The following is a 21,189-nucleotide window of genomic DNA, read 5'->3' as shown; positions in this document are numbered from 1 at the left end:
TGATAGATCTCTGGGGCGCCGGAGTCGTCCGGTGTGCCGGACCGGCCCGTCCGCATACCGGACCAGGAAACCCGGCTACGAGCAACCAGAGCAATGAGCAACCACGGTCGGGTTCCCGCGGGGGTTCGTGGAGAAGCAACCACGGTCGGGTTCCCGGGGGTTCCCGGGGGTTCCCGTGGACTCCCCGAGTTCCCAGCAAGGAGGCGTAACGCCCCGCCGGATCAGTCGACAGGCAGCCGATAGATCGCGTTCTCAGGGGTGACCGCGTAGACCGCATCGGCGGTCTTGGCCATCACCGCGTTCGGGGTGGCCATGATGCACCCCCCGGTGAACCAGTAGAACGAGCTGTTCGTCGCGCTGTGGAGGGTTTCGAGCTGGACGTTCCCGGTACCGATGGCGCCCAGCGGAACCTGGGAGATTGTGAACGTCTGCTCTTGGAACTGCTTCTTGCCGCAGCCGGGGGTCGCGATGGACGCCTTGAGAGAAGACGCATCGATGTGCAGCAAGGCGATGCCGGAAGCGTCGGTCGCGGTGTATAGGTTCTGTTCGTAGCCGATGGTCGAGAACGCGATCGCTGCCGACGCCGGGACGAGACCGGTCGCGCCGTCCTTTAGTTGATGGACGATCTTGAAGGTGGGGCCCGCATTGGTGCTCATGCTGTAATCCTTGACGACCGCATAGAGCCGCTCGTCATCGGCGGTGAAACCCCACAGCGCCTCAGCACAGTCTTTGCACTCATAGGACCACTCAGCGATCTTCGTCCGCGTGGCCTTCACCGCTGCCAGATCCTCGATGCTCCTCGGGTGACCGACGAAGCCCTGCTTGGGCGCGCGCCAGAACGCGCTCACCGTGCCACCCTTCTTGAAATCCGTGTCCTGCGTCATCCAGTAGACGTGAGTGGCACCGACGTGCACCGCAGGCATCCAGCGCCCATTGAGTTCCTTGAGCCCGCACGCCAGGATCTCGGTGGACGTATTTTCCACGGCGGTCACGGTGAGGCCCGGCTTGGCCATCGCGCGGATCACGCCGCCGAAGTCCTTGTCGGGATCGAAGCGCCACATGCTGGTCGCCCAGTAGAGGCGCTGATCGTCGATTCCGATCCACAGCTCGCTGCCGCGGTTGGTGTTCTGCGTCGGGATGTTCTTCACCACCACCGAGGGGACCTGGTCGCTCTTCCTCAGGCGGTAGAGGGTGGTCATATAGATCGACTCGTCGCCGCCGGTGAGCCAACCCGGCAGGAGCTTCTTTACGGCCTGCAACGCCTTCTTCACGCCCGTCGCCGGGGCGGGGAGTTGCTCCACGCCGAAGTAGATCGATCCGTTGGCTTGCGGCTCCACCTCGAGCCCGATGACCTCACTCTGGCTGTCCGTGGCGAACAGCGCCTCGGCCTGTCCCCCCGACTGCGGGCCGTGGGTCGGAACCGCTGCCAGGTCCACCCGAAAGAGCGTGGAACCCGTCGATGTCACTCCGACGCCGTAGAGGTATTGGCCGTCGAGGCGAGTCTTCGAGTAGGAGATGTTTCCGACCGCGGCGAGGTGGACCATCGGAAAGACGCTCTGCCCTCGCCGCTCCCTGCCCATCCCCTCCTCGTCACCGGTGCCACAGGCCCCGACGGACAAGGCGAGGCCGAGGACGATGCAGAGCCGACGTGGCTCGCACAGCTGAAGATGCCGTCTGGACATAGGGATGCCTCCCTTCCACTGGTGGTGACAAGTTCGTGTGTCGGCCGCACGAGCAAGTGCTGTGCCGCGGCAGATCCGGAACGATCTTTGCTGGACGCCTCACGCGGGGCCTCCTAAAACGCGTCGATGGCTAGAGGTCACGAGCTCTGACGCGGACCAGGCGACGCGGATCAGGAGAAGGCAGGCCGGACTCGGGGCACGAGGAGCGCGCGCCGGTCACGCCTAGGCGTGCCGGAGCTGGTCGGCTGCGGGACGCGATTGGGGAGCGAACTCATCGTGCGCCCCCAACGGCCGCCCCTATCCGGGCGCCGTGAAGGGTTGGGTCGGAAGGTCGGCAACCAGGACCGGCGCCGGGTTCCCCGCGGTCGGGTTCCCCGGGGGGGCCCCGGGTAGCAACCACGGTCGGGTCGCGGGGTCGGAGCGTCGCAACCACGGTCGGGTCGCGGGGCGCCGGCGCCGGGTTCCCCGCGGTCGGGTTCCCCGGGGGGGCCCCGGGTAGCAACCACGGTCGGGTCGCGGGGTCCGGGTAGCAACCACGGTCGGGTCGCGGGGTCGGAGCGTCGCAACCACGGTCGGGTCGCGGCGGCGCCGGCGCCGGGTTCCCCGCGGTCGGGTTCCCCGGGGGGGCCCCGGGTAGCAACCACGGTCGGGTCGCGGGGGGGGTTCCCCGGGGGGGCCCCGGGTAGCAACCACGGTCGGGTCGCGGGGTCGGAGCGTCGCAACCACGGTCGGGTCGCGGCGGCGCCGGCGCCAGCCGCAACCACGGTCGGGTCGCGCCGGCGCCGGTCAACCCAGCGGCGACGGGATCCAGGTCAGCCTGAGCGGCGGCGGTGCCTACAGCGTGCAGATCGAGAACAACACTGTCTCGAGCAGCCGGAGCGGCATCTTCCTCGAGGGCGTGGGGGGTACGATCCAGACCAACACGATCTCGAGCAACACGAAGTACGGCGTGCTGCTCCAGCAGAGCTCGGTCGTGCTCGGCTCGAACAGCTTCGCGGCGAACGGCCAGAACTCCCTCACCACGTCGAGCCTGATCGAGGCCTTCGGCGCGCTCCCCACCCCCATTCCGTAGCCGCCCCGCCGACAGGAGTAGCCCCGCCCGGTGGCGGGAACGGGTTGACCTTCGGCGCGGTGGCGTCGACGATCACCCCGCATGCACGCCTTGCGCTTCGACTCGGTGGACCTCGGATCGGATGCGGTCGAGCTCGCAGGTTCGTCTGCTCGAGCGAGGCTGACGGTTCCGCGTCCCGGGGTGATCCGGCTTCTCGTCTGGCGGCGCCCCGAGGACGCGGCGAAGGGGAGCTGGGTCGTGATCTCCCCGCCCAGCACGGCCGGCTCCCCGCCGGCGCTGAGCGCGCGCCACGTCGGGGACGCCGTGCACCTCTCGGCGCCCGACTCTCCCGAATTGCTCCTCTCGCTCGACCCCTTCCGTCTTCGGTGGGGCGCGCTCGAGGTTCTCGGGCTCGAGGCGGGTCGGCTCCGTCCACTCGGAGCGGCGCAGACCGCGTCCCGCGTGCAGCGCGAGACCCTCACCGAGGAACGCGACGGCGACGCGCTTTCGGGGGGCCTGACCCTCGAGCTCGCCGATCCTCCGTCCCGGCGCTACTACGGCCTGGGACTCCGCACCGGCTTTCTCGACCGGCGGGGCCGCGTGTGGACCAACTGGGCCACCGACGACATGCACCACCATCCCGACAAGGACCCGCTCTACCAGTCGCACCCCTTCGTGCTGGCCCTCGAGGGGGCCTGCGCCTTCGGGCTCTTTCTCGACGAGAGCTGGCGCACGGTCTTCGACCTCGGCGCGACCGAGCGCGACCGCTCGCTGATCCACACCGACGGGCCGACCTTCGACCTCTATCTCATCGCCGGCCCGTCGCCCAAGGCCGTGCTCGCGCGCTACACCGAGCTCGTGGGGCGGCCGCCGCTGCCGCCGCTCTGGGCCCTCGGCCAGCACCAGTGCCGCTGGGGCTACTTCAACGGCGACGCCGTCCGCGCCGTCGCGCGCGGCTACCGCGAACGCAACCTGCCACTCGAGGCGCTCTGGCTCGACATCGATCACCTGGAGGGCTTCAAGGTCTTCACCCTCGACGAGGCGCGCTTCGGCCCGCCGAGAGAGCTCCCCGCGGACCTTCGCGCGCTGGACGTGCGCACGGTGGCGATCGTGGATCCGGGGGTGAAGGTCGAGCCGGGCTACGCGACCTACGACGCGGGACGCGCCCTCGGCGCCTTCGTCACGGACAGCCGCGGCGAGGAGCTCCGCGGCGAGGTCTGGCCGAAGCCCGCCGTCTGGCCCGACTTCACGCGGCCCGTCGTGCGCCACTACTGGGGCGAGCAGCATCGCGGCTACGTCGAGGCCGGCGTGGACGGCATCTGGAACGACATGAACGAGCCCGCCGCCTTCGGTGGCTTCGGCCTCGATGCCGACTGGAAGACGCTCCCTCCGACGGCCCGCCACGGCGCGCGCTCGCACGCCGAGGTGCACAACCTGTACGGGCTGCAGATGTGTCAGGCGACCCACGAAGGCCTCTCCCGGTTGCGTCCCGAGCGGCGGCCCTTCGTGCTCACCCGCAGCGGCTGCGCGGGCATCCAGCGCTTCGCGTGGGTCTGGACCGGCGACAATCACAGCTACTGGGAGCACCTCGAGGCCTCGATCCCCACGCTCCTCGGCCTCGGGCTCTCGGGCGTGCCGTTCGCCGGCGCGGACGTGGGCGGCTTCTCCGCGGACACGACCGGTGAGCTGCTCGCGCGCTGGAGCTTCCTCGGCGCGTTCTATCCCTTCATGCGCAACCACTCGGCCGTCGGGACGCGACGCCAGGAGCCCTGGTGCTTCGGTGAGCCCTACCTCTCGGCCGTACGCGCGGCGCTCGAGCTGCGCTATCGGCTGCTACCGTACCTGTACACGCTCGCGGAAGAGGCCTCCCGCACCGGGCTGCCGCCGATGCGCCCCCTCCTGCTCGAGTACCCCGACGACGGCGAGGTGCAGGAGCTGCACGACCAGTTTCTCCTCGGTCGCGAGCTCCTCGTCGCGCCCGCGCTGCGTCCCGGCCAACGGCGACGGCTGGTCTACCTCCCCGCGGGAGGCTGGGCACCCTTCGAGCTCGGTCCGGCGACCTCGGGTCCGAGCTACGTCAGCGCGCCGACGCCGCTCGACGGCATCCCGCTCTTCCAGCGCGCGGGGAGCGCCGTGCCACTGACCGCCGTCGCGCCGTGCACGACGACAGCGCGCTGGACGCCGCTCGCCTTTCGCGCCCCGCTCGCCCCCGAGCTCCACGGCCAGGTGTACGAGGACGACGGCGACGGCTTCGCCCCCGGCGCGCGCAGCGAGCTCCGCGGCGACTTCGACGGCGCGCGCCTCGCGTTGCGGTTCGTGGATGGTTTCGGCCGCGCGGATCGCCCCGTCACGGTGGAGCTCACGGGGACACCGGGTCTGCCCCGGAGCTGCAGCGTGCCGGCGCGCCTCGAGCGAGGCCTTTTGGTCCTCGAGCTAACGGGGCCCGAGGCTCACGCGCACTGGTAGAGGTCAGCCGAGGGTGCCGCGGTGGAACTTCGGCTCAGTTGCAGCTTCTCGCGCGTCCCGGCGTACCGTAGTCCCCCTTCGAACCGGTCCAGAGCGCAGGCTCGCTGCACCAGTTCGCGCCCCGGCTGTGGTCGAGCGCTCCGGCCTTCACCGAGAGGCTCTTGCCGTCGGGGATCACGAACCCGTTGATCGTATTATAGGAGACCTGGTCCACGACCTTGCCGCTCTTGTCGAGCAGCACGATCTCGTCGCTCGCGTTCGCGAGGTCGAAGTTCGCATAGACGTAACCGACGTTGATGCCGCCGTTGAGGGTTTGGTTGGCCTCGCGCCCAAGGACGAGATACCCGTACGCGGGGACCAGCACCGGTCCCGAGCCCTTCACCACGTGCAGGTCGCTGCCCAGGTCCTTCAGCGTCCAGCCGGTGATGTCCACCGCCGCGGAGCCCGGGTTGTAGAGCTCCACGAACTCGCCGTCGGCGTCGGGGACGGCCTTCGGGTTGGCCATGAACTCGCTGATCTGGAGGTTGCCTCCGACGGGGGGCTGGCTGTCGGCCTTCGGGGCCTGGGCATCCGGCTTCTTGACCGTGCCGCGGTCAGCCGGAAGGCCCGCATCCGCGGGGAGCGGCGGCGGCTGCGTGTCGGAGCTCGGCGCGGCGTCGGAAGCGCCCAGGGGTCCCGCGTCCGCGGCGGAGCGCGCGTCGGCCCCCGGAAGCGCAAGCCCCTCTCGCAGACAGATGCGCTTGCCTCCGCTCGGGACGCACGCGTACCCGTCCGGACACTCGGGGGTGCCCCGATTGCACAGGAACGGCGCATCCCCGAGATCCGGGGCCGCGCAGCCAGTCGTGAAGAGGAATCCGAGGGAAGCCAGGGCGAGATACACAGCCGGATGCTTCATGGCGATGCATCTTTGCCCGAGCCGCGGCGCCGGCACAAGGGGGACTGTCGCGACATGTTCGGGCGGATTCGGGGGAGGATTCTTGATCGACGAGTGATCTCAAAGAGCTGTGCGCGCAAGATTCCCTGCGAAAAAGTGGCCCGGTCCCTCGGTCGACCGCCCCGCGGGCCCGGTCGCGCTCAGTACGCCTTGGCGATCACCACCCGGGACGGCACGCTCTGTCCCGTCACGATGCAGGATCCGCCGCCGCCGTGCTCGTCCACGAGCGGGACGCAGCGGATGGTGGCCTTGAACTCCTTCACGGCCGCGTCGCAGCGCGGGTCGTCCGCGAGGTGCGCCATGACGAAACGCCCGCCCCCTTTCTCGGCGGTCGCCGGGCTCAGGATCTCGCGCACCTCGTCGAGAGAGTTCGCGAGCACCGTGCTGTCGCGCAAGCGCTGCTTCGCCGCGGCAAAGAGGTCCGCCTGGATCTGATCCATGAGCTTCGCCATCGTCTCGCCGAGGCCCGCCATGGACAGGGGTTGTTTCTCGCTACGGTCCCGCCGCTTCATCATGACCTGGTTCTGCTGCAGGTCGCGCGGCCCGAGCTCCAGGCGCGCCGGCACGCCGTGCTGCTCCCAGTGGAAGTACTTGTAGCCGGGCTTGTACTCCTCGCGCGCGTCCACCTCGACGGAGATGCCGCGCTCGCGCAGCTCCGTGGCCAGCTGGTCGGCCTTCTCGAGCACGGCGGCGCGCTCAGTGTCCGTCTTGTAGATCGGCACGACCGCCACCTGGATCGGCGCCAGGCGCGGCGGCAGGACGAGCCCGTTGTCGTCGGAGTGCGTCATCACGAGCCCGCCGATGAGGCGCGTCGAGACGCCCCAGCTCGTCTGCCAGACGTACTCGAGCTCCTTCTCCTTGTTCTGGAACTTGACGTCGAAGGCCTTGCCGAAGTTCTGCCCCAGGTCGTGGCTCGTCCCGGCCTGCAGCGCGAGGCCGTTCTGCATCATGGCCTCGATGCTGAAGCTCTTCACGGCGCCGGCGAACTTCTCGTTCTGCGTCTTGACCCCCTTGACCACCGGCATGGCCATGAACCCCTCCGCGAACTCGGCGTAGACGTCGAGCATGCGCAGGACCTCGGTCATCGCCTCGTCGTGGCTCGCGTGGGCCGTGTGCCCCTCCTGCCAGAGGAACTCCGTCGTGCGCAGGAACATGCGCGTGCGGAGCTCCCAGCGCACCACGTTGGCCCATTGATTGATGAGCAGCGGCAGGTCGCGCCAGCTCTTGATCCACTTGCCGAAGAAGTGCCCGATGATCGTCTCCGAGGTGGGCCGGATGACGTAGGCCTCCTCGAGCGGTTTGCCGCCGCCGATGGTGACGACGGCCAGCTCGGGCGAGAAGCCTTCCACGTGCTCGGCTTCCTTGCGCAGGAAGCTCTCCGGGATGAGGAGCGGGAAGTAGGCGTTCTTGTGCCCGGTCTCCTTGAAGCGCCGGTCGAGCTGCCCCTGGATCTTCTCCCAGATGGCGTAGCCGTGCGGCTTGATGACCATGCACCCCTTCACTACCTCGGCCACCTCCGCCAGCTCGCCCTGGCGAATGACGTCTTGGTACCAGGTGGCGTAGTCCTCGGTGCGGGGGGTGATCTTCTCGCTGCTCTGTGCGTCTTTGCTCACGGGCGTGTCCTTTTTCATCATGGGGAGGCTATCGAACGGTGAGCTGCTGCGTGGCGCGCCACTTGCGGCCCGACACCTCGAGCTCGAAGTAGCCGCTCGTCGCGTCCCCCGGGACCGTCACGACGAAGGTTCGGCCGCCGTGCAGGACGCGCTTGGGGAGCGGCCGCCCGTTGTACCAGATCGTGGCAGCGGGCTCGGCGCGCGAGAGGCGGATCGTCACGTCGCTGCCGGCGGCTGCCTCCACCGGCGAGAAGTGAAACGTCAACTCGGCGATGTTCAGCACGGTGAAGCTGCTCGTGCTCTGCTGCGAGCGGTTGCGGCTGAAGATGACGAAGTTGCCGGTGTAGACCCCCTGCGGGATGACGACCACCACCAGGCTCGGCTGGATGGCCACGATGGGGAGCTGCGTCGAGCCCAGGAACACGCGCATGCCGTGGTGGAAGTTCTGACCGTAGAGCGTGACGCGCGTGCCGGGCGCTCCCTGCGTCGGGGAGAAGGAGCTGAGCGTGGGGTGGGAGAGCACCTCGAAGTCCCTCGGGCTCACCCAGCTTCCACCCGTGGTCGTGATGACGATGCGCCCCGTACGCGCGTTCTGCGGCACGACGATGAGCAACTCCGTCGGCACCGTGCGCCGCACCACCGGGCACGAGATGCCGGAGAGATTCACCGTCGCGTCGGCCGTCAGATTGATCCCGCGCAGCGAGATCGTCTCACCGGGAGAGCCTCCGTGGGGCGTGTAGTAGCTCACCATGGGGACGGCCAGGATGCGGAAGTCGACGCTGGACGGGTAGAGCCGCCCTTGGCGCCGGATCGAGATGCGGCCCGACGAGGCCCCCATCGGCACGACCACGATGATGTGATCGCCGCGCGTGCCGCGCATGATGGTCACGCGGTCGCCGATCAGTACCTCGTCTCCCGAGACGAAGCCCGTGCCACGCACCACGATCTGCGTGCCCCCGGCTCCCGTCGTGGGGTACACGCTGACCGCCTTGGGCTCGTCCGTGGACTCCGGCGCTCTCCGCGTCCCCCCCGGGGCGCTCGGCGGAATGGGCTGTCCTTCACTCGGCGGTGCGCGTCGGCTCCTTCCGCCCGAGGAGGGTGGGGCCTCGCCGCCGCTTGGAGGTGCGCGTCGCTGTCCCAGGGCCGGTGCAGCTGCGAGCAGCGAGAACGTGCTGATGATGACGGTTAAGCGTTGCATGGTCCCCTCCGGGTCGTGGGCCCTCTGCCTCGGTGGACGTGCACCTTCGGCCTCCGATTCAATAAGCGCCGGAAATCACGTCGCGTCGTGCCCTTGGCGTGAGTCGGCCAGAGTATGGCAGCGCGCGGCGCTCTTGCCCAGCCGGATGGCTCGCGCGGAGGTCGCCCGTGGAACCTGCGTGCGGCGGCGCAACCGCGGCGGCCTGCCGACCGATACTCCTCGCGACTTCGACATCCAAAGTAGCCAACCAACCAACCGACGAGGACACCATGGCCGACCCCCGTATTGGCGCCGACGTTTGCCGGGCCCACACCGATCTGTTTCCGCTTGCGCTACCGCCAGAGGCGCAGTCCAGCGCGGCCGCCGCCCCGGAGGGGAACCGGGCGGGCGACCCCCGCACCTCGAAGAGCGCTCCCGCCGACGGCGGGACGAAGGCGCGACCTTCCGCGGAGGCCGCTCATCGCCGCGCGGCGGACGCGGCACGGTCGGCGGCACGAGACGCGGCGGCCTACCTGCGGGACCTCATGGGGGGAGACCCCGTGACGCGCACGCTGACGACCCGGACGACCACCGAGGGTGGAACGCGCACCGAGGAGGCGATGCTGTTCGAGCAACGCAGCCCGGAGGGGGCGAGGATGAGCTTCCTCGGCGGAACCGCGGCCACGCGACCGGACGTGCCCGGTTTGCCTCAGATGGAGGCCGAGCTGCATCTCCTGGCGCTTCACACCCGCACGGATCGTGCGCTGCAGCTCGAGGGGGTGTTGGCGCAGTACTCGCACAGTCTGATCGCCGACGCGAACGGGACCCGCGTCGGACTCTCTGCCAACGCGGCGCAGCTCGCGCTGAAGATCGGCCGCTTCGACCCGAAGAATCCCAACGACGAGCAGCTCCGCATCGGCGTGAGCGCGGGACCCGGAGTCGCGATTCGGCTGCACCATTCGGACGAGGACGGCGACGGTCGGCGCGAGTGGGGCGTCGGCCTCGACCTCGGTCCCGTGACGGCGGATGTGAAGACCGAGAATCCTGTTTACACGCTCATCCCGGCCAAGAAATACTGGGACGCGCTCGTGCGGGCGCAGGGGGCGGCGCAGTAGGTGGGGGCGCTTCACTTGGGGGACATGTGCCATGTTTCGCGACGAAGAAGCTGCGGCCAGGGAGCGCCTGGCGATGGTCGAGGCGCGCATCGGCGAGCGTGAGAAGGAGTTCGCCGAGCTCGAGGCGCCACGGCGGAAGCTCGCGCTCGAGGTCGACCGTCTGCAGCAGTGGCTCGACAAGACCGGTGAAGGCGGAGGGCTGCCCGGCACCGTCGAGGATCGGTGGAGCGGCTTGAGCATCGTCTTCGGGGTGCTCGCCCTCTGCTGGGCCGGATCGGCGCAGCTCGGTCTCCTTCGCTACGGGGTCGTGCTGGGGGCGTTCGTCCTCCCATCGTTCATCTTCTCCGGTGTCACGCGCTATCCGCTGGGAGTCGGAGCGTGGTTGGGCCGCGGCTTCTCCTTGGGCGCGGCCGTCATCTACGGTCTCGTGGTGGCCCTCGTGCAGGCGAGCAAGGGTCTTGCCGAGGGAGCTTTCTGATGACGCACGATCCGCTGAAGACGCCGAAGGAAGCGCAGAGCTCCTCGGGGGACACGTCCGAGGGGGCGCCGCGCACTGCGCTCGAGCGCTTGGCTGCTGCCGATCGCCGCTTGGCGGAGCTCGACGCTGCGTTCAGCGCCGCACCGCAGGTCATGCAGGATCTGGAGGCGCGTCGGCGGGAGCTGACGCGGCGCTTGACGGCGCGATCGACGCGCGCCACCCGTGCTCTGCTCGGCGCGGCGGCGGGCTTCGCGGGTGCCGTCGGGGGAAGCGCCCTGCTCTGGACCGCGCTATCGCTGTCGGCCTCGGAAGCGCCCTGCGGCGCCGTCGTGCACGGTGGAGGGCTCCTGGGCCTCCTCGGGTGCGTGGGGTCGCTCGCCGCCGTGGGCGGAGGAGGGGAGGGAGCTCCTCGCGCCTTCCTGGCGCGGGCCACGCTCCCCTGTTCCATCGTGCTCCTCGTCGCGTGGGCGGCGCTCTACTTCCTGCGGAGAGCGTGATCCGGGCCTGCCTCGCTGCGCGTGCTGGTGACAGCTGACCCCAGGCCCGCGGAGTGCCAGGCAGCGGGTAGGGTCTCGCCGCCGGACCGGCCCCGCTGGGCGCGTGCGTCAACCTCGTAAGATCGCCAGCCTGGGCAGCGGCCTTTGGAAGGGTCGGTAGGAGCGGCGTTGGCCTCGGGCTTGCTCTGACATCACGTCGGGTCAGCCGCGAGGAGGTGTCGATGGTGCGGCCCTTGCTTCGGTGGGAACTGGTGAGCGTCTGGTGTCTCGCCGTCGCCGCGTGTGGCGGGGGGGCGCCCGAGGCCGAGGTCGACGGCGAGCGAGAGAGCTACGGGACCATCTGCCAGAACGAGGGCGGAACCGTCGACGCCCGCCACTACTACGGCTACGACGCGCGCTACGTGCGAAGCCAGGCCGTGGACCTGGACCCCCAGCGCTTCGGTGCCTGTCTGGCCCACTCGATCGCCACGTTCGCCATGCTGGACGAGCAGGGGAGACTCGTCACGCCGCAGTGGAATCGTCACCTGAACCGCCTGAGCACGGCGGACCTGACGGCGTATCTGGCCGCGGTTCCCGGTACGAAATGCCAGGAGACAGGAGAAGAGGCGCGGCTCCAGCGGTGGGTCTTCGCCCAGCCCGAGAACTCCATCACGCCGCTTTCCTTCTTCCGCGCTGCGCTGGGGATACAGAGGGGGGACGTGTTTCTTGCCCTGCTCGCGGCGCACAACGTCCTGCGCTCCGAGGCGCGCTTCTTCGCCCCGTACACCCGGCGGTGCAAGGGAGCGGGCGACGACTTCTGGTATCGCAAGGTGGACCCGACGCTCGATGGCTATTACTACCTGTCGTCGTACCCACGCATGAACCGCTTCTTCCGGCGCATGGTCGACATCCGGGGTGACCTGCGCGAGCGCGGCGAGACGTTCAACGGGGACCATCCGGGCTCCTGGTACCGGCTCTTCGGCATCCTGCTCTGGGTCGTGGGAGTGACGCCCGTCGAGCAACTGGCGCGGCTCGACGACGCCGTCCTCGGCGCCGTGCTCGTAGCAGGACGGGCGGCGGCGTGGGGTTCCGAGACCTGGAAGAAGGTCATCGGCTGCGACGAGCGCGACGCGCGCAAGCTCAAGCTGAACGAAGACGGCGGCGCGGCGATGGTGGCGGCCCTCTCGGCGCTCCGCGGCGGCCGGACCCGCCAGATGCCCTTGCCGGCGTGCGAGCCGACCGACTACCTCGTCCCGCGCTGATGGCGGCGTCGCCCCTTGCGTTCGGGCCGGCGGGGACGGTGCCGCGCGCCTTTGCTGGCGAAAGGCGCGCAGTCCGTGTAAAAATCGATCCTTAGATGACCACAGGCCCAAAGAAGCGCGTCGTCGCCGTCGGGGGCGGCAAAGGGGGCGTGGGCAAGAGCTTCGTCGTGGCCAATCTCGCCGCGACGCTCGCCATGCGGGGGACGCGGGTGGTGGCCCTCGACGCGGACCTGGGTGCAGCGAACCTGCACTCCCTCTTCGGCATCGGCCGTCCGCCCCGCACCATCGAAGACTTCCTGGAGCGGCGGGTGGGCTCGCTCGCGGAGCTGGTGCTGCCGACCAGCGTGCCCGGGCTGTCGCTCATCTGCGGCGCCTCGCAGGTGCTCGGGTCGGCCAGTCCGCGGCACGACGCCAAGCAGCGCCTGATCGCCGAGCTCGCGCACCTCGATACCGACTGCCTGCTCGTCGACGTGGGCGCGGGCACCGACATCAACCAGCTCGACTTCTTCAACGCGGCGGATATCCGGCTCGTCGTCATGACCCCCGAGATCACCTCGGTCCAGAACGGCTACGGCTTCCTGAAGATGGCCCTCTTTCGTCGGCTCCAGCGCGCCGTGACGAGCGGGGTGGCCGCGTCGCGTCTGGCCAAGGCCTTCGGCGGGCGGGCCTTCGAGGTGGGGAGCAGCATGGAGAGCGTGAGCACGTTCCTCATGCTCCTCGAGGAGGAGGCGCCCGAGCTGGGCGAGCCCTTCCGTCTCCTGCTCCGCGAATTCAACGCCAAGTTCATCGGGAATATGCTCGCGGCGGAGCGCGACCGCGACGTCATCTTCGCCGTGAAGCGCATGACGGAGCGCTTCCTCGGGCTTCAGACCGAGGTCGTGGCGTCGCTGCGCGCCGACCCGCGCGTGCGCAGCTCCGTGAACCGAGGGCGGCCGATCGTGCTCGACAGCGTGCCCGACGCCAACGCCACCGAGATCGCCGGCCTGGCGCGGACCCTGATGACGCAGGACCTGACGCCGATCTATCAGATTCGCGCGGCGGTGAGCCGGGCCCTGTCCACGGCGGACCAGGCCTTCGAGTTCGGTCTGGAGAGCGTGAATCTGGATGCGCCGGCGCCGCCCCCGTTGCCAGCCGAGGCGCAGGCGGGGCCGCTCCGGCCGACGCCCAGCCGCGAGGCGCTCGCCCAGGTGGCCGAGGGTCCGACGGCGAGCTTTCTGGCCGAGCTGGAGCGATTCCAGCGCAGCTCCGCGCGACTCTCGGTCAGTCACTTCGTGCAGGTGCAGCTCGGTGGGCCGTGGCTCATGGGAACGCTCGTGCAGATCAACGCGGCGGGGGCGTGCATCGCGGGGGTGCGCGTGAGTCCGGGGCAGGTGCGTGGGCCGGGAGCCTTCCGGCTGGTGAGCGCGCGCGGCGGAGGAGCGGCGCTACCGGCCGTCTCCGTGGAGCTGCACTCCTACGACGAGTCGACCGGGCGGGTGGTGGTGCGCTTCACCGATCCGCAGCAGGCCAGCTCGCTCGTGGGCTATCTCCGGCAGGCGACACCGTCTTAGAGCGCCGCTACTCGAGCGGGTCGATCGCCTCGAGCTCGCCGAACTCGAGCTCTCCCTTCGCGTCCAGCTTCCCCTGCACCTTGTAGCTCGACGGCTTGCCGTTGCAGTTCAGATCGCCGCGCGCCTCGAGCGTGATGGCGGCGCGCTTTCCGCGGCCGGTGCTCGTGATGCGGTACTGGTAGTAGTGTGGTTCCGTGAGCGCGAAGTCGAGCGCGCGAAAGCTCTGGTGGGCGAAGGCCTCCTTGCCGCCCGGGCACTTCTTCTGGTCGCCCGCGCCGCAGCACGGCTTCTCCGGGGCCCAGCCCGTGGAGGTGGGGAAGGCATACCGCGCCCCCTTCTTCCGGCCGGCGGCGTAATGCGCTGCGGTGGCGCGCTGCAGGCTGGCGAGGGACTCCTTGGCCTCGACGGCCTTCGCGCGACGGAGGTATTTGATGAAGGCTGGGACGGCCACGGCCGCGAGCACGCCGGCTACCGCCATGAGCCCGATCGGTCCCTCGAGCCTCGGCAGCACGTACGAGCTCGTGAGCCGTCCGCCGTTCACCTTCGGCGCGGCCTCCTCGAGAAAGCCTACCGCGTGGTAGTAGCCCAGGATGGCGGCCACTCCTTCGGCGACGTTGGCGCCGTTCGTGGCCGTCTCCATACGCTTGCGCAGCAGCGACTCGGCCATCTTCATGCCGCCTCCGAGGAGCTGCGCGGCCCCGGCCATGCGCTGGGGGTCTCCATCCACGTCCACCTGGAGGCTCGTGCCACGCCGCGATTGGCGGACCCGTAGCAGTGCGAGCTGCAGGCCCAGCTGCTGCGTCACCGCGGCAAGCTCCTTGGCGCTCGGCATGTCCAGCGCCGCGAGGAGCAGCACGTCCGAGGTCAGCTCGCGCCGGACGGCCGCGAGGGTCGTCCCCGCCGCCAGGCCCGGTCGCCGCTTCTGCGAGACGTCGATCCCCTGCTCGACCGCCTCGCGTTCCCCGAGCAAGACGCCCGTCGGTGCGATCGCCGCGACGAGGCCGTCGTCGAGACGCGCCAGGGGGACGCCGCGATGATTCCCGGCGCTCGGGGCCTTCAGCGCGGCGCCCTTGCCGAGCCCGGGGACGCGCGCGATCACGGCGAAGCGTGGCCGCGGCTCGAACGCGACGACGTAGGCCACCAGGCCATCCACCGCCGAGAGGTCCACGCCGACCGCGCGCACGAGATAGCTCGAGAGAGCGGAACGCAGCGCGGCGCCCTGCAAGAGCGAGGTCGTGGGCCCGGCGAGCATGGCGCGATTGAGGACGGCGAGCCCGAGCGCGGACCCGGGAACTCCGTCGAGCAGCGCTTCGTCGGGAGCGGCCGACGGGCTGGGCGGCTCCGCCGGGCGAGCCGCTGCGGCGGGCGGACGCGTCGCGTCGGCCGGGGTCCTGCACCGCGCGCCATCGCCGGGGGTCGCGCAGCCCGCCGCGAGGGCCAGGACCGTCGTGAGGTAGATCGCCTTCTGCATCGCCTTCTCCCTTCTTCTACGCGCCATGGTGCGACTCCCCGCTCGAGGGGTCCGTACCGATGGCGCGCGCACTTCAATCGATCTTCACCGCACAGAGCGAGAAGGGGCAGCCGCCGTTGGTGGTCAGGCTGGCGCGCGATTGCACCTCGTCGTCCGTCGTGCCCCAGGTCCCGTCCGTGCCCGGTCCCCGATAGACGCTCATCGTGCGCGTCTTGGCCTCGCACTGCCACACCGCACGCTGGCGGACCGGATCGTCGTCGGTGCCCCACTTCCCATCGACTCCGGGGGCCGACGAGGCGCGTGACTCGAGGCTCCATTCTCCGGCGGCGCGGGTGGTCGGCACCTTCCGGAAGGCCATCCAGACCCGGTCGTCGGGAGTCGCCCAGCGGCCATCCGCGCCGGGGTCGTCGTAGACGATCTCGATCCGCGACTCGGTGTCCTTCAGGAAGGGCACGAAGTCGGCGTAGACGTGGCGCGCGCCGATCACGTCGTCGGCCGAGCCCCATACGCCGTCGGGCCCCGCCTTGTTGAAGATGGTGCGGTCCGCGCGGCGACCCTGGGCGTCGTAGGAGTAGCTCTCGCGCTGGTTCTGAAGGTCGTCCCCGGTGCCCCAGCGGCCGTCGGCCCCGGGTGCGTGATAGGTTCTCGAACCCGCGCGGCGACCGGCGGTGTCGAAGGTGAACTGCACGAGCGATTCCGTCACGTCGTCCGCCGTGCCGACGCGACCGTCGGGGCCGGGGGTGACGCGGGCGAAGGAGAGCTGCTGCCCTGAGGGTGCGTAGGTGGCGGTCTGGCCGCCGGTGATCGGGTCGTCCGCGGTCCCCCAGAGGCCGTCGCTCCCCGGGCTCGCCGCCTCGGAATAGGAGCAGGCCACGGGGCTCGCATCGGGGGTGGCGCCGCGATCGTGAGCCCAGAGGTCCGCCGCCGGGGAGCCGTCGGTTGCGCCCAGGTCCACCGAGGTCATCGGGGACGAGGCGCATCCCGCAAGCAGCGCGGTCGCGAAGACGAGGACGTGGGCCCGGCGCATGCGGGTTCCATGGCGTATGCGAAGATACATTCGTATTCCTCCCTGGGACCGGCCAGCCGGCCGCAGTATAGACATCGCCCGTGCTATCCTGCTGCGAGAAAGACGCGATATGCGGACGCCGCGACTGGTCATGCTCCTCGTGTTGGCGGGGCCCCTCCTCGGAGCGGGGAGCCTCGGAGCGCGTCCGCGGCTGCACCACCGGCCGTCGCCGAGCGCGCTCGCCGGGCCAGCGGTCCGGGCTCACCGTTCCGTGGCGCCGGTCCTGGACCGCGAGGCCTTTCGCCTCTGGGCGGGGCTCGTCTGGTGGCTCGGGGCGGCGCGGGTTCTCGACGCCGAGGACAGCACGGACGCTTCGCCGCGACCTACCGCGACGCCGCCCGCGACCCCGCCCGTGCCCCCGACGCTGCCCCCGGCGCCGGAGCGCGCGTGCTCGGTCGACGCGGATTGCACCTTGATCGATCCGGCGGAGCCATGTACGTGTCCGCCCTGTGGACAGGCGTGGCGTCGTCCGGTACATCGTGCAGCGGCTCGGGCCTGGGAGCAGCGACGCCAGCGCACCCTCTGTGCGGGGCTCGAATGCTGCAAGAGCCGCGTCTACGGCGAGAGCGCCCGCTGCGTGCAGGGGCAGTGCGCCGTACGGTAGGCCGTAGAGGACCACGTGAGCCGAACCTCCTCTTCCACCGAGTGCGGCGTTAGCCTCGCCTTCGACGAACTCCCCGCCGCTGTGCAGGTGGCCCTCGGGCGCGTGGTCTTCGATCTGATGCGCCGCCAGATGAAGCGGCAGTGGCACCTGCGCGGGATCGACGAGGGGGCACCCTTCCCCTCGGCGGCCGGGAACCGGCGCGAGGCGAAGCGGCTCCCCGTCTTCTCCGAGGACCACGTCGCAGGGACGTTTCAGCTCCGCTCGCTCGGCGGCCCCCTCGACGCGTCGCTGCCGGCACCCTTGCCGCACCGAGTGGCGCTCCGGGATCTGTCGGTCGGTGGCTGCAGCTTCTACTGCGATGCTGCCGGCGCCCCGCCGCGTGGAGCCCTGGTGGGTCTCGAGCTGACCTGCGACGACGAGGTCCTCGTCTTGCGGGGGCGCGTGGCGCGCGTCTGGCCGGCGCGGCGTCCCCGCTGACCGGCGCGGCGCCCGAGAGCTTCGCCCGAGGGTTGCGCCCAACCCGGGGCACGCCGTAGATTCGGCCCCTCCCCAACCGAAGCAGAGGTGCGATGTCTCGACGGAGATGGCAGGTCGCGGTGATGTGTCTCGTGGGGCTGTCAGGCGCTTCCGCCGTCGCCAAGCCCGGTCGCTCGCTGCGCTGCCGGTATCACGGCGCGAACCTCCTCGTGGCCTTCAGCACGACGGAGGCGGGGGAGGCCGCGGTGACCTGGCAAGGGCTCGACCTGGCCGGCAAGAAGGTCGGCGCGCCAGCCTCGCGGCAGGTGCGGACGGTCAAGGGATCGAACCAGATCGCGATCGAGGTTCAGCCGGCGCTCGACCATCAGGTGCGCGTCGAGGAGGGAACGCGGACGCTCCGCGGCGAGTGTCACCGCGACCGCGGGGAGTGGGCGGCCGGGCCGAAGCGCCTCGCTCCGCAGACCGACGCCGACGAGCCCGACGAGGCCGAGCCGCTGCTCGTCGGGCTGGGGGTGAAGCTCGGTGGCAGCTTCTCGGCCACGGTCACCGAGAGCGCGCCGGAGCGACTGGTGGTCGAACGAACCTTCGGCGTGCGCTCGGGCCACGGGATGCGGCCACCCAAGCGCGGGGCGTTCGTCCTCGTGGCGCGCGGCACCCTCGGGCCGGTGAGACTCTCGCTCGCCGAGCGAGTAGGGCCCGGCAAGCTGCACTACTGGGACTACTACCTGGACCTCGACCGCGTCTTCCGGCGGTACGTGATCCCGCTCGAAGCGTTCCGTTATCGGGGACCCGAGAATCGGGCCATGGTCACGGTGCACTCTCTCGCCATCCAGAGCGCCGAGCCGGCGCCTCCGCGCGCGAGCCTCGAGATCGCCGGCCTCGGCCTGAGCGGCCCCGCGCCGCGGCTCGCGGAGCTCACCGCCACCGCCGACGGAGTGAAGGTGAAGGTGCGGGGGGCGCGCCCGAACCTCAAACTGCACCTCTCCTCCGCGTCGGGAGAGGAGGCGCTGGAGGTGCCGAACCACGGTCGCCTCACCTTGAAGCACGGCCGGGCGCAGAAGGCCTGGCTCTGCTACGAGGAGGGCCCGGGGGTGCAGGGCTGCGACCCCCCGGATGCGCCGCGCACCCGCTATGCGGTGCCGGACAAGCCCGGTGGTGCCGTGCTCCTCGACGACTTCTCGACGCGCGCGAGCGTGAACGCGCACCGCCGGCCGCTGAGCGTCTTCGCCTCGAGCTACCAGGTGGAGGCGAACCTGCGCGTGCAGCGCAAACCCGGCGCCCTGCGGCTCGCCTTCGACTTCACCAAGCCCGAGGAGTACGCGGGGTTCATGGCGGACCTGCCGGCGACCGCGCCCGCCTCGGTCAAGACGCTCGAGCTCAAGGTGCGCGGGACGATGCCGCCGGGGTCGGTGACGGTGAGCCTGCGCGACGACAAGGGCCACGAGCCGCGGCTCAGCCTCGGGAGCTACCTGGCGCGGCTCAAGCCCGACTGGTCCACCGCGCGTATTCCTCTGGCCGCCTTTGCGAGCGCCGTCGCGGCGTACGGTGGCAAGGGAGGCCTCGGCGAGCTGCGCCGCCTGGCCCTCGGCGTCTCGGGAGCGGAGCGCATGGCCGGGTGGATCGAGCTCGGCGAGCTGCGCCTGGTCGGCGAGCGGAGCCCGCTCGTGCTCGCGCGCTTCGACGGACCGCGCACGAAGCTCTCCGACCTCGCCGGCTCGATCACCGTCGAGAAGGCCGGGGGAGCGGGGCTCGCGGTCGAGCTCCGCGGCGCCGGCAAGGTGGGGCACGGGCTCAAGCTGACCGCGTCACGCGTGGGGGGGCCCGCGTACGCTCTCGTGGCCGTGGGGCTCGGCCTGCTCGACGCGCGCGGCTACTCGCACCTCGCCTTCTGGGTGCGCGGCGAGAAGGGCGGGGAGACGGCGGACCTCGTGCTGCAGAGCGGTCGGAAGCGCGCCAAGGTGAAGCTGTCCAAGTACGCCTCGGTGACGGGCGACTGGCAGAAGGTTCGCATCCCGCTGAGCGACTTCAAGGCCCCCGGGGTGAGCCTCGCCGGGCTGACGACGGCCGTGATCCTCTTCGGCGATCGCGAGCTCGAGCGCGAGAGCCTCTTCTTCGACGAGCTGACGCTGGAGTGACACCTCCGATGGTTTACGCCGTGCGCGCGAGCAGGTCCCGTGGAGCGTGGTACGCGCTTCGCATCCCGATGGTGCTGGCGACACTGCTCGGCGGCTGCGCGAGCGACGAGGGGCGCCCCGTCCAGCTCTTCCCCCGGGGCTTTCTCTTCGGCACGGCCATCGCCGGATTTCAGGCGGAGATGGGCTGCCCCACGCTCCCGGCCGAGGAGTGCGAGGACCGCGGGTCGGACTGGTACGACTGGGTCTCGACCCCCGAGCTCGTCGCCGACGGCACGACGCACCTCTCCGGGCAGCCGGTCACCGTCGGGCCCGGCCACTGGGAGCTCTACGAGAAGGACTACGAGCTCGCCGCGAAGGGGCTCGGGAACAACGCCATGCGCTCCAGCCTCGAGTGGAGTCGCATCTTCCCGAAGAGCACCGTGGGCGTCGAGGGGCACGAGGCGCTCAAGGCCATCGCCAACCCGAAGGCGCTCGCGCACTACCGACGCATGTTCGACGCCATGCGGGCGCGCGGGCTCACGCCGCTCGTGACGCTCAACCACTACACGCTGCCGCGCTGGATTCACGACGCCGTCGGCTGTCACAAGGACCTCGATACCTGCACCGCGCGCGGCTGGCTGGACGCGCCGACCCTGCTGCGCGAAATCGCCAAGTACTCGGCCTTCGTGGCGCGCGAATTCGGCGATCGCGTAGACCTCTGGGCCACGCTCAACGAACCCCTCGCGGTCGTGCTGGCGGGCTACCTCTTTCCGACGGCGGACCGGACCAATCCGCCCGGCGTGATGATGCGCCCCGTGGAGGCCAAGGCCGTGATCATGGCCATGATCGAGGCCCACGCGCGCATGGTGGACGCCGTGCGCGCCGGCGACACGGTGGACGCCGACGGAGACGGCAAGCCCGCGCAGGTGGGGCTGGTCTACAATCTGACCTCCGTGCGGCCGGCGAATCCGAAGCGCGAGCTGGACATGCGGGGGGCCGAGAGCCTCTATTACCTCTACAACACGGCCTTCCTGAACGCGGTGATCAAGGGAGAGCTCGACGCGGGGCTCGACCGCAAGGTGGTGAAGCGCCCCGACCTCGCGGGCCGCATGGACTACCTCGGCGTGAACTACTACACGCGCATCACGGTGCCGGGGACCGTCGACCCCGTGGTCCCGAAGCTCTCGCCGCTCACGACCTTCAACCCGCTCACCATGCAGGTCTGGGAGGACTACCCGCGCGGGATCTACGAGGCGGCGATGGAGGGGAAGCGCTTCGGCGTGCCGGTGATCGTCACCGAGAACGGCGCCGACGACCCGAGGGACAACGGCCGGGCGCCGAAGTTTCTGGTGGAGCACCTGACCTGGCTGCAGCGGGCGGTGCGCGACGGCGCGGACGTGCGGGGGTACTTCTACTGGACCTTCATGGACAACTACGAATGGAACCACGGGATGGAGATCCGCATGGGGCTCTACGCCGTGGACAAGAACGACCCTAAGAAGGAGCGCCGGCCGCGGCAGGCGGCGGAGATCTACCGGCGCATCGCCAGCGAGGGTCGCATCCCCGACGACCTCGCCGCGCGCTATCCAGCCCCCGAGACGCCCGCGATCCCCGAGACGCCCGCGGTCCTACCGTAGCGACCGAAGCGCCCGC

17 protein-coding genes are annotated in these 21,189 nt (G+C 70.4%); 11 read left to right on the top strand and 6 right to left on the bottom strand.

From position 1 onward, the window contains the following. Positions 1 to 221: 221 nt before the first annotated feature. Complete coding sequence (locus tag IT371_16335; GenBank protein ID MCC6749232.1) at positions 222 to 1,682, bottom strand: hypothetical protein; 1,461 nt, start codon at positions 1,680 to 1,682, stop codon at positions 222 to 224. Positions 1,683 to 2,523: 841 nt separating this feature from the next. On the opposite strand from IT371_16335, the gene IT371_16330 reads away from it, so the two are divergent. Both IT371_16330 and IT371_16325 read left to right on the top strand, forming a co-directional pair. Then, a complete protein-coding gene (locus IT371_16330) occupies positions 2,524 to 2,754 on the top strand; it encodes a right-handed parallel beta-helix repeat-containing protein (GenBank protein MCC6749231.1) in 231 nt (76 codons plus the stop codon). A gap of 81 nt (positions 2,755 to 2,835) precedes the next feature. Beyond that, positions 2,836 to 5,199, top strand: a complete 2,364-nt coding sequence (locus tag IT371_16325; GenBank protein MCC6749230.1) for an alpha-glucosidase — start codon at positions 2,836 to 2,838, stop codon at positions 5,197 to 5,199. A 34-nt stretch (positions 5,200 to 5,233) separates the two neighbouring features. On the opposite strand, the gene IT371_16320 is transcribed toward IT371_16325, so the two are convergent. The 3 genes from IT371_16320 to IT371_16310 form a co-directional block, all read right to left on the bottom strand. Further along, positions 5,234 to 6,094: a lamin tail domain-containing protein gene (locus IT371_16320; protein MCC6749229.1), complete on the bottom strand. Its 861-nt coding sequence runs from the start codon at positions 6,092 to 6,094 to the stop codon at positions 5,234 to 5,236. Positions 6,095 to 6,273: 179 nt separating this feature from the next. Further along, positions 6,274 to 7,764, bottom strand: coding sequence for a proline--tRNA ligase (locus tag IT371_16315; GenBank protein ID MCC6749228.1), 1,491 nt, complete (start codon positions 7,762 to 7,764; stop codon positions 6,274 to 6,276). A gap of 10 nt (positions 7,765 to 7,774) precedes the next feature. After that, positions 7,775 to 8,725, bottom strand: coding sequence for an IPT/TIG domain-containing protein (locus tag IT371_16310; GenBank protein ID MCC6749227.1), 951 nt, complete (start codon positions 8,723 to 8,725; stop codon positions 7,775 to 7,777). Between the two features lie 488 nt (positions 8,726 to 9,213). Here IT371_16310 and IT371_16305 point away from each other — a divergent pair, with 488 nt between their 5' ends. The 5 genes from IT371_16305 (at position 9,214) to IT371_16285 (ending at position 13,804) form a co-directional block, all read left to right on the top strand. Then, entirely contained in the window at positions 9,214 to 10,038 is an 825-nt protein-coding gene (locus IT371_16305; GenBank protein ID MCC6749226.1) for a hypothetical protein, read from the top strand. Positions 10,039 to 10,069: 31 nt separating this feature from the next. Further along, on the top strand, positions 10,070 to 10,516 hold the full coding sequence (locus IT371_16300; protein ID MCC6749225.1) for a hypothetical protein: 447 nt from the start codon (positions 10,070 to 10,072) through the stop codon (positions 10,514 to 10,516). Continuing rightward, positions 10,516 to 11,013: a hypothetical protein gene (locus tag IT371_16295; protein MCC6749224.1), complete on the top strand. Its 498-nt coding sequence runs from the start codon at positions 10,516 to 10,518 to the stop codon at positions 11,011 to 11,013. The genes IT371_16300 and IT371_16295 overlap by 1 nt, the downstream gene beginning before the upstream one ends. A gap of 221 nt (positions 11,014 to 11,234) precedes the next feature. Continuing rightward, the gene (locus tag IT371_16290) at positions 11,235 to 12,254 is read left to right on the top strand and encodes a hypothetical protein (protein MCC6749223.1); all 1,020 of its coding nucleotides are present in this window, start codon (positions 11,235 to 11,237) and stop codon (positions 12,252 to 12,254) included. A gap of 95 nt (positions 12,255 to 12,349) precedes the next feature. Next, positions 12,350 to 13,804 (top strand): P-loop NTPase, encoded by a 1,455-nt coding sequence (locus tag IT371_16285; protein ID MCC6749222.1) that lies wholly within the window; start codon positions 12,350 to 12,352, stop codon positions 13,802 to 13,804. A 7-nt stretch (positions 13,805 to 13,811) separates the two neighbouring features. Here the strand turns inward: IT371_16285 and IT371_16280 are convergent, their stop codons facing one another. Both IT371_16280 and IT371_16275 read right to left on the bottom strand, forming a co-directional pair. Next, a complete protein-coding gene (locus tag IT371_16280; GenBank protein ID MCC6749221.1) occupies positions 13,812 to 15,302 on the bottom strand; it encodes a hypothetical protein in 1,491 nt (496 codons plus the stop codon). Between the two features lie 46 nt (positions 15,303 to 15,348). After that, on the bottom strand, positions 15,349 to 16,302 hold the full coding sequence (locus IT371_16275; GenBank protein ID MCC6749220.1) for a hypothetical protein: 954 nt from the start codon (positions 16,300 to 16,302) through the stop codon (positions 15,349 to 15,351). Positions 16,303 to 16,411: 109 nt separating this feature from the next. Here IT371_16275 and IT371_16270 point away from each other — a divergent pair, with 109 nt between their 5' ends. The 4 genes from IT371_16270 (at position 16,412) to IT371_16255 (ending at position 21,173) form a co-directional block, all read left to right on the top strand. Next, the gene (locus IT371_16270) at positions 16,412 to 16,945 is read left to right on the top strand and encodes a hypothetical protein (protein ID MCC6749219.1); all 534 of its coding nucleotides are present in this window, start codon (positions 16,412 to 16,414) and stop codon (positions 16,943 to 16,945) included. A 15-nt stretch (positions 16,946 to 16,960) separates the two neighbouring features. Continuing rightward, positions 16,961 to 17,422, top strand: a complete 462-nt coding sequence (locus tag IT371_16265; protein ID MCC6749218.1) for a hypothetical protein — start codon at positions 16,961 to 16,963, stop codon at positions 17,420 to 17,422. Between the two features lie 92 nt (positions 17,423 to 17,514). Next, positions 17,515 to 19,557, top strand: a complete 2,043-nt coding sequence (locus IT371_16260) for a hypothetical protein (protein MCC6749217.1) — start codon at positions 17,515 to 17,517, stop codon at positions 19,555 to 19,557. 20 nt (positions 19,558 to 19,577) lie between these two features. After that, positions 19,578 to 21,173 (top strand): glycoside hydrolase family 1 protein, encoded by a 1,596-nt coding sequence (locus IT371_16255; protein ID MCC6749216.1) that lies wholly within the window; start codon positions 19,578 to 19,580, stop codon positions 21,171 to 21,173. The last annotated feature ends 16 nt before the right edge of the window (positions 21,174 to 21,189 follow it).

This window comes from Deltaproteobacteria bacterium (assembly GCA_020848905.1).
Taxonomy (GTDB): Bacteria; Myxococcota_A; Polyangia.
The sequence above is the reverse complement of the archived record's forward strand: the minus strand, read 5'-3'. Positions and strand labels throughout refer to the sequence as shown.

Excerpts from the sequence above, each read along its gene's own strand:
- IT371_16335 (MCC6749232.1), bottom strand. The coding sequence starts at position 1,682 with ATGTCCAGACGGCATCTTCAGCTGTGCGAGCCACGTCGGCTCTGCATC.
- IT371_16325 (MCC6749230.1), top strand. The coding sequence starts at position 2,836 with ATGCACGCCTTGCGCTTCGACTCGGTGGACCTCGGATCGGATGCGGTC.
- IT371_16320 (MCC6749229.1), bottom strand. The coding sequence starts at position 6,094 with ATGAAGCATCCGGCTGTGTATCTCGCCCTGGCTTCCCTCGGATTCCTC.
- IT371_16315 (MCC6749228.1), bottom strand. The coding sequence starts at position 7,764 with ATGAAAAAGGACACGCCCGTGAGCAAAGACGCACAGAGCAGCGAGAAG.
- IT371_16305 (MCC6749226.1), top strand. The coding sequence starts at position 9,214 with ATGGCCGACCCCCGTATTGGCGCCGACGTTTGCCGGGCCCACACCGAT.
- IT371_16300 (MCC6749225.1), top strand. The coding sequence starts at position 10,070 with ATGTTTCGCGACGAAGAAGCTGCGGCCAGGGAGCGCCTGGCGATGGTC.
- IT371_16295 (MCC6749224.1), top strand. The coding sequence starts at position 10,516 with ATGACGCACGATCCGCTGAAGACGCCGAAGGAAGCGCAGAGCTCCTCG.
- IT371_16290 (MCC6749223.1), top strand. The coding sequence starts at position 11,235 with ATGGTGCGGCCCTTGCTTCGGTGGGAACTGGTGAGCGTCTGGTGTCTC.
- IT371_16285 (MCC6749222.1), top strand. The coding sequence starts at position 12,350 with ATGACCACAGGCCCAAAGAAGCGCGTCGTCGCCGTCGGGGGCGGCAAA.
- IT371_16280 (MCC6749221.1), bottom strand. The coding sequence starts at position 15,302 with ATGGCGCGTAGAAGAAGGGAGAAGGCGATGCAGAAGGCGATCTACCTC.
- IT371_16275 (MCC6749220.1), bottom strand. The coding sequence starts at position 16,302 with ATGCGCCGGGCCCACGTCCTCGTCTTCGCGACCGCGCTGCTTGCGGGA.
- IT371_16270 (MCC6749219.1), top strand. The coding sequence starts at position 16,412 with ATGCGGACGCCGCGACTGGTCATGCTCCTCGTGTTGGCGGGGCCCCTC.
- IT371_16260 (MCC6749217.1), top strand. The coding sequence starts at position 17,515 with ATGTCTCGACGGAGATGGCAGGTCGCGGTGATGTGTCTCGTGGGGCTG.